Here is a 13,266-nt window from a genome sequence, read left to right on the forward strand (position 1 = left end):
CTACTTATCAAACTGTGCTTGATATAAACCTTCATAAATTCCTTCCTGCTTGATTAACTCTTCATGAGTTCCTGTCTCTACTATTCTTCCTTCATCCATCACTACAATTTTATCAGCATTTAAAATTGTAGATAATCTATGAGCAATTACAAAGGTGGTTCTATTCTCCATTAACCTCTCTAGAGCTTCTTGGACTAAAGCTTCCGATTCAGTGTCTAAAGCTGAAGTAGCCTCATCTAAAATTAAGATTTCAGGATCATTTAAAATAGCTCGTGCGATAGCTATTCTTTGTTTTTGGCCACCAGATAAACCGACTCCCCGCTCACCAATCTGTGTTTGGTAATCGTCAGCAAAACTCATGATAAAATCATGAGCATTGGCTGCCTTAGCTGCTTGAACAATATCTTGCCGATTCGCTTCTAGATTACCATACAAAATATTATCTGCGATAGTTCCTCCAAATAAAATAGTTTCTTGTGGTACAATTCCTATTTTATCACGTAAAGAGTCAACTTTAAACTCTTTAATATTTAATCCATTAATAGTAACAAATCCTTGGTTAGGATCATAAAATCGAGGTACTAAATTAACTAGGGTAGATTTACCAGCACCACTAGGACCTACTAAAGCTACCATCTGCCCTGGTTGAGCCTCTAAATTTACCCTATCTAAAGCTAGTTCATCATTATCATAACTAAAGGAGACATTATTAAAGTTGATAGTACCATTAACTTTAGTTAACTTACGAGCATCAGGTTGATCTTGAATAGTCGGCTGAATATCAATAATTTCAAAAATTCTTTCTGCTGCAGCTAAAGCTCGTTGAATAGTTCCTGATAATCTGGTTAGTGATTTTAATGGATTCGTAATATACAATAATAAAGTAAAGAAACTGGTTAACTCACCTGCTGTCATATATCCAGCAATTACTTCTCGACCACCATACCAAAGAACAACAATAAATGAAAGAGCAGCTAAAAACTCAGTTGCAGGAGTCAAGGTAGCTTTAAGCTGAGAGTTTTTTAGGTTGGCCCTAAAATTAGCATAATTTTGTTCTTGAAAGCGCTCATATTCATAATCCTCTCGCCCAAAAGACTTAACCACTCTAACCCCACTAATCGTTTCCTGTAAAACATCTGATACATTAGCAACTTTAACTTGAGCTCTCTTACTTACCTTTCTAATTCTACGATTAAATTTATCTACTACATATCCAATCAAAGGAAATAAAACAAAAGAAACTATAGCCAAACGCCAATTATCATAAAATAACTTACTTACACCACCAATTAATATAAACACCTTACTAAAAACACCAATTGCTCCTGATACAATAGCACCTTGTAAAACGCTTATATCATTAGTAGCTCGAGACATAATCTCTCCTGTCTTATTTTTAGCATAAAAATCTAAAGATAAACTCTGTAAATGGCTATATAAATTAGCTCGTAGATCCTTAATAGCATGTTGGGATACATACGCAGTCAAATATTTTTGACCATACTGAAAGATTCCACGAAACAAAAATAAAAAGAACATACCTACAATTAACCAATTTAACTTATCCATTTGGGCTTGACCAATTACAGTATCGATTAATTTCCCGAACCTATCAAAAAAGAAAATAGATAAAGCAGCATTAAATAACATACAAACAACCGCCAATAAAAGCCGACCCTTATAGGGATTTAAATAACCTAATACTCGTTTAGCTAGTTTCATATCACAATTCCTCCTGTATCTAATACCAGCCTAGCTACTTGTTTAGTAGCATTCTTAGGACCTAATTTTGCTTTAATATTTGCTAAATCTTTTTTTATCTGATTAACTTTTCTTTCTGAATCTAAAATATTAATTACTTCTTTAGCTAAATTACTACCTGTAACCTCATTTTGTAATAATTCAGGGACTATTTCTTTTTCAGATATAATATTTGGCAAACCAATAAATGGTAACTTAACTAATAGTTTGCCTAACCAATAGGTAGACCAAGAAGTCTGATAAGCAATTACCATTGGTGTTTGCAGGCAGGCTGCTTCTAAAGTAGCAGTTCCTGAGGCTACTAATAATAAATCAGTTACCTCCATTACTTCATAAGAATGGCCCGTAACCAATTGTACATCTACTTTATAATCTTTAATTTTTTCCTTTATTTTAGTTTGATCTATAGTCTCAGCTACTGGTAAAATAAAATTAGTAATAGAAAAGTGACTGCTAATTATATCTGCTGCTTCTAACATTGGCCCTAATAAACTATCTAACTCCTGTTGGCGGCTCCCAGGTAGTAATCCAATTACTTTTCCTGTTAAATCAAGCTTAAATTCTTCTTTAAACTCCTGATAACTTAATTGTGGTTCTACCATGTCCAATAAAGGATGGCCTACAAATTCTACATCAGCTCCTGCCTTACGGTAAACCTTCTCTTCCATAGGAAAAACAGATGCAATCTTAGCTCCATATTTCGCCATTCTTTTGGCCCGCCATTTACCCCATACCCAAGCAGAAGGAGCAAAATAATTAACTACTGGAATTCCTAATTTAGCAGCTCGTTTAGCTACTTTCATATTAAAACCAGAATAATCTACCAAAAAAACAACATCTGGCTTTCTTTCTTTCATTGCTTCTTCTAATTGATTTAATTTATCATACATTAATTTTAAATGTTTAATTGCTTCAGCAAAACCAATGGTACTTAATTTAGTAGGGTCGTATAAAATTTCTACCCCTGCTTGTTTCATCTGTTGTCCGCCAAAACCAAAAAATTCTACATCAGGATTTAACTTTTTAATCTCTTTAATAACTTTTGTAGCATGCATATCACCCGAAGCCTCTCCTGCTACTACCATTATTTTACTCATCTAATCACCAACCTTATAAAATCAATTGACAATTTACAGTGTACAATAAAAGCTATATAAACTTAAATCTTCAATTCAAAAATTATGATTTAATAGATAACTAAATCTAAAATTTTTCATGATAGTAAAGGATAGTTGCCTTAGAGCTAATATTGGAATTATTTATTATTTTATTGATTTTTAATTGTCAATTATCAATTGTCCATTGTCAATTATTTTTCCATCGCCACTATTGGAATCCCTGCCTGATTAGCTTTTTTAATTACTTCTGTTTGATTTACGATAAATGTTTTATTAGCCTCAATGACTAGTCCCTTGGCCCCTACCTCAATTAATCTTTGTAAAGTTTCTAATCCTACTGTAGGTATATCAAAACGTAAATCTTGCTGAGGTTTACTAACTTTTGCTACTACTACTTCTTGGCAACCTAATTTACCGCCTCGACGTATAGCTTCATTAGTTCCTTCGATTGCTTCTACTGCCATAACAGCTTTATCCTTAACTACTATAGTTTGTCCAATATCTAATCTGCCTATTTCTTTAGCCATTTTAAATCCGTATTTCATATCTGCTAAGACCTCTTCACTTGGCTCAACAGTAGTTAAAGTTGCTGCATCAGGTAATAACTTTTCTATGAATTTAGTCTGGTCTGCTACTTTTATCCCTGCTTCTTTAAGCACCTTAACTACTCCTAACATAATTGCATCATCATTCTTGTCTGGTAGAGAAGCTAATAATTGCTTAAATTTATTATCTAACTCAACCCCCTGGTATAATAACTCTTTAGTTACTTTTCCAAGCATTACAACTTCTGATACCTCTTCTTGTTGTAAAGTAGTAATAATTTTATCTAGTTGGCCCACTTCAATCTGATAGAAATGATCGGTTAAATCTGCTAATTTATTACTTGCAGCCTCTGGTGTGACTGTAATTACTACTATTTCATATCCTTGTTCTCTGGCAGCTTGAGTAAATAAAACTGGTAAATTTCCATTACCTGCTATTAATCCTATTTTAGACATACTTTTCCTCCTGACTATATAAATTAAATTACAAGTCGTGAGCAAAATATTTACTCACGACTCCTAACCTAATTATTATATTTAATTTCCTCTTCAATCTAAAAAAACTATCTACAAATACCGCGTTGGGCATTACGCAAGAAACGTAAAAAGTTTTCGATTAACGGACTATTATCAAGCTCTTCTTCCATCTCTTCAATTGCTTGATTAGTATTTAGATTTGAACGATATAAGATTTTATAAGCCTGTTTAATCTTACGTCTAACCTCAGGTTTTACTTCATTTCTTCTTAAGCCTACAATATTAATTCCATTTACACTAGATGGATGACCATCTACTAGAATATATGGCGGTACATCCTTAACAACTTTAGAACCTGCTCCTACCATAGCCATTTCTCCAATTCTAACAAACTGGTGTACACCAACTAAACCACCAATTACAGCTGAGTCTTCAACTATTACATGACCCGCTAAATTAGCAGAATTAGACATAATAATATCATTACCCACTTGACAATCATGAGCTACATGACAATAAGCCATAATTAAATTATCATTACCAATTTTAGTTAGTCTCCCGCCATCCTCAGTCCCCCGATGAATAGTAGCAAACTCTCTAATTGTATTATTATCTCCAATTTCTAAGAAACTTTTTTCACCAGCAAACTTTAGATCTTGTGGTTCTTGACCAATAGAAGCACTATTAAAGATCTTATTATTCTTTCCAATTGTAGTCCAGCCTTTAATTACAGTATGTGGGCCAATCTCAGTATCTGCCCCAATCTCTACATGCTCACCAATTACAGCATACGGGCCAACCTCAACATTTTCTCCAATCTTAGCGTCTGGATGCACTACTGCAGTTTGATGAATTTGACCACCATTATTAAGATGAACTACATTATCTTTTTCTGCATTCATTTACTTCACCTCCAGATTATTTATCTTGAATAAAGCAAGTTAAAGTAGCTTCTGTAACAACTTCACCATCTACTAAAGCTTTAGCCTCTACCTTACCCATTCTTCCTCTTAATTTAGCAACTTCAATCTCCATAATTAGTTGGTCTCCTGGCTTAACTGGCTTTCTAAAACGAGCATCATTAATTCTACCAAAATAAGGCACCTTTTCTTCTGGATTATCTACAGTAGTTAATAAGCCAATTCCTGCTACTTGAGCCATTGCTTCTACAATTAATACTCCAGGCATAATTGGATGACCAGGAAAGTGACCATTAAAGAATTCTTCATTCGTGGTTACATTCTTTAAACCTACAATTTTTTCTCCTGGTTCAACTTCTAAAATTTTATCCACTAATAAAAATGGATAACGATGTGGTAAAATCTCCTTAATTTCATCAATATTCATTGCTTCTTCCATAATTTAACTCCTCCTCTATAATACCTTATCTTTAATTTTTTTAGCTAAAATTGAATTTAATCTATGGCCTGATCTAACAGCTATAATATGGCCTTTAAAATCAGGGGCCAACTTCAAATCACCAATTATATCTAAAATCTTGTGCCTGACAAATTCATTCTCAAATCTTAATTCATTAACTGGTCCATCTGCTTCAATTAAAATAGCATTCTCTAAACTACCACCTAAAGCTAGCCCTGCTTTTTTTAGCTTTTCTATTTCTTCAGCAAAACCAAAAGTCCTTGCTGGAGCAATCTCCTCTTGATAATTACCAGTAGTTAGATTAAACTCAGCAAACTGGTCAGTTAGTCCTGGATGATTGCCTACAAAAGTATAACTAATCTTTAATTCATCAGCTGGCAACAGAACTAAATATTGATCTCCATCTCTAACCTCAATTGGTTCTGTTATTTGATGAGTTTTTTTAGTAGCCTTTTGTTCCTTAACTCCAGCTTTCTCTAGTAGTTGATAAAAAACCTTAGCACTTCCATCAGTTACTGGTGGTTCATTAGCATCTATTTCAACTAACAAATTATCTATTTCTAAAGCACTTATAGCTGACATTAGATGTTCAATTGTATTAATCTCCCATCCACCTTGGCCGATAGTAGTACACCGTTGAGTTGAAACGACATTCTCTACGGTAGCTGTCACTTCTGGCTGGCTTGCTAAATCAATTCTTTTAAATTTAATTCCTTGATTAACTGGTAGTGGTTTACAAGTAATAGTTACATTCTCTCCAGTATGCAAACCAATCCCTGTGTAACTAAATTGTGATTGAATTGTTTGCTGCTTATTTTTCAATCTTGAGCCTCCTTCTATTATAAAATATAACTTAAAGACTAAGCTTGAATTTAAGCCTACACGAAGTTAGGTTCAAACTCAAACTTAACCTTTATTGATATAAAACTTCACTTCTCAATTAGGCATTGTGTGGCTTTTTCCTTAAATAGTTTTTGTTCATTTCATTCCGGGTAAAATGAGATAAACCAAATCATAGATTTGCTTATTCATATCTATTTCACCTTTCATTCAAAGCATATGAACAAAAACTATAAGACAGTCCAAAAGCCCCACAACACCTTTAATAATTGCTGGAGAGGGTTTCGCAACGACTCATAAATTTTTCATTAATGAGTCTTAGTGAACTGGATTAAAAATAAGGTTTGGGTTAGCTAATCACCTGTTTTTGATTAGCTTAACCTTATTTTTATGGAAGTAAGCTTAGACGAATTTTGAGAAATTTATCTAGTGAGAAATCCTCTCTCAGCAATCTAAAAGTTAAACTTTATATCAATAATACTCCAATAATTCTTTATACTTTTTCCCAACCTCCGATTGAGGATTGGTAAATATCGATTCTGAACTTCCTATTTCTACTACTTGTCCATTATCAAGTAATAAAATTATATCCGCTACCTTTAGGGCAAAAGAAACTTCATGAGTTACTAAGACTACAGCTCTTTTTTGACTATAAGTTGCATCTTCAATCACCTCTAGTACTTCCTTGACTAGTATCGGATCTAAAGAAGCTGTAGGTTCATCTAATAACATCAAACTAGGCTCAATAACTAATGCTCTAGCAATTCCTACCCGTTGCTTTTGGCCCCCACTTAACTGCTTAGGATAACTGCTTGCTTGGTCGGCTAACCTTACCTTCTCTAAAGCAGCCCTAGCATATTTAACCCTTTGTTCTAAAGTAAAGTCCAACTTGATTAAAGGTAACATTACATTTTCTTGGACAGTCAATCGTTCGATTAAATTGAAATTTTGAAATACAAAACCAATTTCTTGTCTTAATTTTAATAATTCTGAAGACGATAACTCTAACAAATTAGTTCCCCTAAAGATGACTTTTCCGCTATCAGGCTCTGTTAAGAGATTTAAACAACGAATAGTTGTTGATTTACCACAACCACTTGGCCCCATAATAGCCACAGTTTGGCCCTTTTTAACAGAAAAATCAACCCCTCGTAATACCTTTTCATTTCCATAGCTTTTAATTAAATTCTTTACTTCTAACATAACTCCCCCATTAAAAGTAAATTTTTTTCTGATTTATGAACTGTAGTATACCAGGCTTACCAGCTGGAATAACAATTTGATGCATAATTTCAGTATAACTAAACCCAAAAGCTCTGCCAGCTTGATACTCAGCTTGGGCAATAGGATTTAGACTCTGAGCCTTACTTACAGCAAGCAATCCTAATCCTGCCCCTAATAAACTAACCTGCCATAAAGCTAGATAAGGTAACTTTATCTCTGCTAAAGCAAAAATTAAAGTTAACATTAAGCTACCTACCCCCACCCCATAGTATAATCCTAAATCAGTAAACCAGTTTTGATTATTATCTTGTAATAGACGTAGCGAATTAATAATTAGGGATTGGTCAAATACTAAGGAGAATACAGTAATTAAAATTGCTGTTACTCCTGCCAAAATCATCTTAACTTGACTTAATATTTGGTATAATTGTGCCCTGTAGTTAGGACTGATTAACCCTAACTGAGAGCTAGAAAATGATACCTGCTGGGAGATTAACTCCTGAATCTTAGCTTTAATCTTAGTTAAATCAATTCCTTGAGCTGGTAATAAGAGCACAATCTCAGACCCTGGAATTACCTTACCAGCTAAGTACTTATTTATTAAATCAATTGTAGCGGTAATCTCTTCATCTTTTAACTGAGGTAAAGACTTCTGAATATACTTTAATTCTGTAACTATTGCTTTAAAGTCAACCCGTTTTAATTGCTTGGTTTGTTCTTGTAACTGCTTTAAATCCTGCCCTAAAGTAGCTGTATCTAAAGCATTAATCTGCTTCATTAATTGGGGATTAGTTACTTGGGCCAACTTAGACTTAAGATCTAATTGAGTAACAGAACTGACTTTATTTAGCAGCAACTTAAACTCCTCTACTTGCTGCTGCCAATAAATAACCTCTTGTAAAACAGGATTATAGCGATTAATATAAACTATAATCTGTTTGCTATTTGTCTGCAAGCCAGTAGCTAGCCTATTAATACTTTCTTGTAACTTCTCCAGTTCTTGGCGATACGGACTATCTGTTGCTAATCCTTGACTAGCTAGTTTTAGCTGCTGATTAATGTCGTTTAACTGTTGATTAAGATTAACTAACAAATCCCTAATTAAATTTAATCCTTTAGCTACTTCAGTTAACCAGCTTAAATTCTGGTCTAGCTTATTTATTGCTCTCTTTAACTGCATAAAATCAACCTTGCTTAGATCCTGTTGGTAGATAGCTAACTGACGATTAAGCAGTTTAAGCTGCAATAAAGATTCTCGAGCCGTCTGTAAAGTAGCTGTTAATTTAGTCAGTTGCTCTAATAAATTCTGAGAGCGCTGGAAGATAGCTTGTAAATTAGGTACTAAATTGGCTAATTGTTCAACTGTATAAGCTAACTTTTGCCGAGGATTATTAACCTCTATTTGTCCTGCAACTGGGCCTAACTTATCTGGTTGAAATAAATAGGCTTGCTCACCTAAAATTTGTCTACTATCTCCTTTAACAATTATAGCCTCTGCTCTATCTTCGGTTACATTAGTTATCCGAAGAATAATTTGCTCTCCTCTTTTACTAGGCAAGATTAATTTATCCCCAACTTCTACTTTTATCTCTTTAATTAAATTAATTGTAATCCGACTGGTATAACTACTCAAAAACTTCTTCATTTCTGTCATAGTTTTAACTAATGACTCTATATTCTCACGGCCTGTAGAAGTAATATTAAAGATTGAATGATCAACTTCTTTTTTTAGTACTTTTGTTACTTCTGTTCCTAAAGCAAATAATTGCTTAGGCTTAAATGTGATTGGGAATCTAACTGCTAATACCTGATATTTTCGTAATAAATCATTGATCATCTCTTTAATTGAAGATAATCTCTCTGGTTTAGAAATTATAACCTCTAGCTTATCTCCTTCAGGAATAGTAAAACCAACTCCAGAGATACGATTAATTTTAGGCTCTAAAAAGGAAATTGCCTTTTTTCTTAACCCCCTAATGGTAACTCGTGGTTGAGTAATTATAGATATACTCTCTAAACCTTCTACTTGAGAAAAATAATCATTAAGTTTCAAAAAAATACTTCGTCTTTTATATTGCGGGGCTAACTTAATAAAAAAATTGGCCCTTCCCACCAGATTAATCCCTGAAATTAATTTTGAACCGGGTAACCTCTGCTTAATAATATCCTGCAACTGTTCTTGGGCTATTGCTTTTCTTTCCTGGTTAATAATTAATAATAGATCATACTCTCCATAACCACCTATCAAATTAGCTACTATATTCCCAAAATACATATCACTTAATTGACCTACAACTAAGGCTAGTAATGTAGCGATTAAAACAGTAGTTGCTAACATTACTATTATATCTTTAACAAATTCTGATTGCAAAAGAGGCACTCTTGTATCCTCCTCAAATTATATCATTAAGACCGCAGAGAGTAAACAGCTCTAGATAAATATCTTCTGGATAATAAAGTAAAATAATGTTTATTTGTTCTTATCTTTTGCTATCAGTGGCATTTTTAAACATTAAAATTATTATTCTTTAATCTCAAACTCCATTTCCACACTTCCTGTTGCATTAATTGTATCATTAGCTAGGGAAATAATTACTTTTTGGGATTCAATCCAGTTATCTCCTTCTTTAATTTTAGCTCCTTGGGTTACAATCATCTTTTCTGTTTTAGCAATATACTCTAGCTTATCACCTTTAATTTTTTGTTTATTATATACTACATCAACATTTCCTTGGGCCAATAAATCATTACTCTTACCCCACATCTTTAAATAATCACTAGTTAAATTTAGTGATTTATTATCCTTAGTTGTATTTAACTTTACTTGTTGTTGGGCTATTAAAATATTCTCTTCTAAATCAAACTTTAACTTTTGGCTCCAAATCTCATCTTGTTTGGCTGTCAAATGTACATCATCACTAAAATAAGCTAAATTCTTATTTCTATCCATTCTTAAGCGTTGAGCAGTTACAACTCTTTTATCATAATTTAATTTAACATTTCCTGTAGCAATAAAGATATCCTCATCTTTTTTATATCTTAAATGATCAGATGTTAAATGTCCTGTCTGGGCCAAAGCAGGCTGAAGACTTACCAATAATAAGCATATTACAGCGAGAATCACCTGTTTATTCTTCACTACTATTGCCTCCCCTAATCTTAAAATTGAATTTAACATTTTGGTCAAAATCAATTATACCTTCTTTAAGATTTAATTTCATTTTTTGAGCAGTTAGCTGACCATTCTTTAACTCTACTTGAACTCCACTTGTTGTTTGTAACTCTGTTTTGCTTTCTACCCAGCTTAACTTATCTGCTTTGATCTTTAATCCATCTATCTCTTGTAACTTAACGGCTCCTACTAACTTAGCATTTTTACTTTTGACTAGATAAATTATTTTCTGAGCCGTTAATTTATACTCTAACTGCCCATCAATAAATAACTTTCCCTCTTTAACTGTCTGCAAAATAGTTCTCTTTCGTTTATCATCCTTAGGTTTGATAATTGATTTAGCTGCTAAATCCCATCTTTTTTGGCCTTGATAATAACTAATTAAGCGGGGGGCTGTTATTTGGTACTGATAATTGGCATTAGGTGGCTGATCATCTTTCTCCTTGGTCTTCCATAAACCAATTACTCCTATGATTAAGATTACTATAAAAATTAGCTTCTTTCTCCTATTCATCTAGTAACCTCCCTAACTCTCCTCCAAATAACATTCCTTCATTATCATTGCTCCCTACTTTAACACCACTGTTAGGAAAAGCTAATAGCTGATACTGGAACCAGACTTCTCCTTGTAAATGATCATAGGAGAGTGACAACTTGCGTTTGTGTAACATCTTCTCTAGCGTTAAGTTAGCCTCCCTAAACTTTTGCTCTAATTGATCATAGCTACTATTTAAACTAATTTGCCATTGCCAATCTGACGGGCCAAGCTTTAATTCTAAACTATTATCCCATCTCTTTAATTGGCCTGTATTTAGATCTATTTGCATTGCTGTATCATACTTAAAATTATCGTAATCTATTTCTAAAGTAGTAGCAAACTCCTCGTAGCTAGCCTGATTTAAATCATATTTGGCCACTGCACCTAAAGTATAATGTTGATTAATTTGATAATCTAGCCCACTTGTCAAATCATCATACCCTTTAGTTAACAAATCATAACCTGATTTGATATAAAATTCACTGCCATTTTTTCGCCAACTTAGTTCTTCTTTAACTTCATGCTCTCGTTTTTTTATCTCAAATACTCGAGGAGCAGTTCCAGCTACTGTCTGATAATCATAATTTATCTCATTTTACCAACCAAAGGGAAGTTTAGTTGTTAAATCAAATCTATTTTGGTATGACCAGTGTTGGTGACCAGTACTATATATATTCTGTTCAAACTGTTGATTATAATGCAATCTATTGTTATCTGTTAACGATAGATAATCTTCATAACCTACCCGAGTGTAACCTTGTTGTTTAGGCTCTAACCAACTATCATTATATCTGTTTAATCCTCCTACAGTAATATCAAGGGGATTTAATAACTTATTAGACCAAATTTCTCCAGGATGAATCGTTAATTGTGCCTCTGGTAGATCATAATAATTTATCCCTTCATTATCTCTTTTAAACTTGGCGCCAACCGACCAGTTGTACTTGCTTTTATCTAGCTGTAACCTCAAATCAGTCTTATACTGCCAGCTATTATCCTCATTTTCTGCATGATATTCATAATCATAATTATAGTTTAAATAAAGATCATCAGAAAAATATTTTTTATAATTTAACCCCACTCCGTACTCATTAAAGGTAGTCTTAGGCTGTTGTTGATATATATAATCTAAGTTTAAATCTAAATTATTATCTTTTAACCCCCATACATCTAAACTTAAATCAAGATCATGATTATAACTTCTATTCTTTCTATACTTTAACCCCCAGTTATGTTGCCAATTAGTAAACTCAACTTTTTGCTTAGCTGATATATTAAGCCAGTTATTCTTTTGGGGAGTAGTTAAATAATTACTATAGTGATCTTTATATCCTACACTCCAAGTATAGCTTGTATCTTCTGCTTTATACTCTCTTTTAAGTTCTAAACTAATCCAGGGACTTAGAGTAGGATTTCTATTATCTTCTTCTAAATAAAAGTATAAGGAAGCGTTATCATTCTTTAGTGTCTTATAGTAGTGCTTGGCCCCTATAGCAAAGCCTAATTTACTAAAGTAATCAAGATATAATTGTCCAAAGTCTTCTCTATCGTAATTATAGGTAGTCTTTATAAACCAACCTTTTTGCTGATTATAACCTACCTGTGGTTTAAAAATTTGTTGATGATTTTTAAATGAATAAACCAAAATAGGCCAATAAAAGATCGGCACCTGGCCATTAAACTCCCAGAGAGTAACATGATAAGCTACAATTTTATCTTCAGGATAAATAGTCATACTCTCAGCTTGAAAGTGATAATGAGGCTCTTCTAAATCACAGGTCGTAAATTCTGCCTTTTGTAAGTTAGATTTATTGGGAGTATAAGATGTTTGAGGTGCTTGTAAATAAAATGGTTCTTTTAGGCTATCACTAATAATAATGCCCTCTGAATTAATAAAAATGCCAGAATCTGTCTTGAAATTATAGTTTAGTTTTTGGCTTGTGTACTCTCCTGTTTCAGTCTTTGATTGAACATTACCTGTAGCTAGCAATTTATCTTGCTTAAGATTAATCTTAAGTCTATTAGCTGATAAATTAAGTCTCTTTGTTTGTAACTTGACATTCCCAGTAGCTATAATAATTCCTTTTTTACGCTGATATGTGACCTGTTTGGCTTTAAGATTAACCTGTTGATTAGCTAATGCTACAGTACAGGCTAGATTTAAGACTAGGATAATAATTGCTATCTTAATTACTTTGATTTCCGGCACCT

General features: G+C 33.1%; 12 protein-coding genes. All 12 read right to left on the minus strand.

The features are described from left to right. The gene (locus HALHA_RS11860; protein ID WP_015328010.1) at positions 1-1,722 is read right to left on the minus strand and encodes an ABC transporter ATP-binding protein; all 1,722 of its coding nucleotides are present in this window, start codon (positions 1,720-1,722) and stop codon (positions 1-3) included. Continuing rightward, positions 1,719-2,858, minus strand: coding sequence for a lipid-A-disaccharide synthase (gene lpxB / locus HALHA_RS11865; protein ID WP_041607863.1), 1,140 nt, complete (start codon positions 2,856-2,858; stop codon positions 1,719-1,721). Before lpxB ends, HALHA_RS11860 begins: the two co-directional genes overlap by 4 nt. A gap of 212 nt (positions 2,859-3,070) precedes the next feature. Continuing rightward, on the minus strand, positions 3,071-3,880 hold the full coding sequence (locus HALHA_RS11870; protein ID WP_015328012.1) for an LpxI family protein: 810 nt from the start codon (positions 3,878-3,880) through the stop codon (positions 3,071-3,073). Between the two features lie 107 nt (positions 3,881-3,987). Then, positions 3,988-4,803 (minus strand): acyl-ACP--UDP-N-acetylglucosamine O-acyltransferase, encoded by an 816-nt coding sequence (gene lpxA, locus HALHA_RS11875; protein ID WP_015328013.1) that lies wholly within the window; start codon positions 4,801-4,803, stop codon positions 3,988-3,990. Positions 4,804-4,819: 16 nt separating this feature from the next. Further along, entirely contained in the window at positions 4,820-5,260 is a 441-nt protein-coding gene (gene fabZ / locus HALHA_RS11880; RefSeq protein WP_015328014.1) for a 3-hydroxyacyl-ACP dehydratase FabZ, read from the minus strand. A 15-nt stretch (positions 5,261-5,275) separates the two neighbouring features. Next, complete coding sequence (gene lpxC / locus HALHA_RS11885) at positions 5,276-6,103, minus strand: UDP-3-O-acyl-N-acetylglucosamine deacetylase (protein WP_015328015.1); 828 nt, start codon at positions 6,101-6,103, stop codon at positions 5,276-5,278. A gap of 489 nt (positions 6,104-6,592) precedes the next feature. Beyond that, positions 6,593-7,324, minus strand: a complete 732-nt coding sequence (locus HALHA_RS11890; RefSeq protein WP_015328016.1) for an amino acid ABC transporter ATP-binding protein — start codon at positions 7,322-7,324, stop codon at positions 6,593-6,595. 10 nt (positions 7,325-7,334) lie between these two features. After that, on the minus strand, positions 7,335-9,725 hold the full coding sequence (locus HALHA_RS11895; RefSeq protein WP_015328017.1) for a coiled-coil domain-containing protein: 2,391 nt from the start codon (positions 9,723-9,725) through the stop codon (positions 7,335-7,337). A gap of 141 nt (positions 9,726-9,866) precedes the next feature. Further along, complete coding sequence (locus HALHA_RS11900) at positions 9,867-10,484, minus strand: LptA/OstA family protein (protein WP_041607866.1); 618 nt, start codon at positions 10,482-10,484, stop codon at positions 9,867-9,869. Further along, positions 10,474-11,031: an LPS export ABC transporter periplasmic protein LptC gene (lptC, locus tag HALHA_RS11905; RefSeq protein ID WP_015328019.1), complete on the minus strand. Its 558-nt coding sequence runs from the start codon at positions 11,029-11,031 to the stop codon at positions 10,474-10,476. The genes HALHA_RS11900 and lptC overlap by 11 nt, the downstream gene beginning before the upstream one ends. After that, complete coding sequence (locus tag HALHA_RS11910; protein WP_015328020.1) at positions 11,024-11,509, minus strand: hypothetical protein; 486 nt, start codon at positions 11,507-11,509, stop codon at positions 11,024-11,026. The genes lptC and HALHA_RS11910 overlap by 8 nt, the downstream gene beginning before the upstream one ends. Positions 11,510-11,650: 141 nt before the next feature. Further along, positions 11,651-13,264 (minus strand): LptA/OstA family protein, encoded by a 1,614-nt coding sequence (locus tag HALHA_RS11915; protein ID WP_015328021.1) that lies wholly within the window; start codon positions 13,262-13,264, stop codon positions 11,651-11,653. Positions 13,265-13,266: the final 2 nt, after the last annotated feature.

This window comes from Halobacteroides halobius DSM 5150, assembly GCF_000328625.1.
Lineage (GTDB): Bacteria > Bacillota > Halanaerobiia > Halobacteroidales > Halobacteroidaceae > Halobacteroides > Halobacteroides halobius.

Bases quoted from the DNA above. Each gene is read 5' to 3' on its own strand.
- HALHA_RS11890 (WP_015328016.1), bottom strand. From the start codon at position 7,324: ATGTTAGAAGTAAAGAATTTAATTAAAAGCTATGGAAATGAAAAGGTA.
- lpxA (WP_015328013.1), bottom strand. From the start codon at position 4,803: ATGAATGCAGAAAAAGATAATGTAGTTCATCTTAATAATGGTGGTCAA.
- lpxB (WP_041607863.1), bottom strand. From the start codon at position 2,858: ATGAGTAAAATAATGGTAGTAGCAGGAGAGGCTTCGGGTGATATGCAT.
- fabZ (WP_015328014.1), bottom strand. From the start codon at position 5,260: ATGGAAGAAGCAATGAATATTGATGAAATTAAGGAGATTTTACCACAT.
- HALHA_RS11870 (WP_015328012.1), bottom strand. From the start codon at position 3,880: ATGTCTAAAATAGGATTAATAGCAGGTAATGGAAATTTACCAGTTTTA.
- HALHA_RS11860 (WP_015328010.1), bottom strand. From the start codon at position 1,722: ATGAAACTAGCTAAACGAGTATTAGGTTATTTAAATCCCTATAAGGGT.
- lptC (WP_015328019.1), bottom strand. From the start codon at position 11,031: ATGAATAGGAGAAAGAAGCTAATTTTTATAGTAATCTTAATCATAGGA.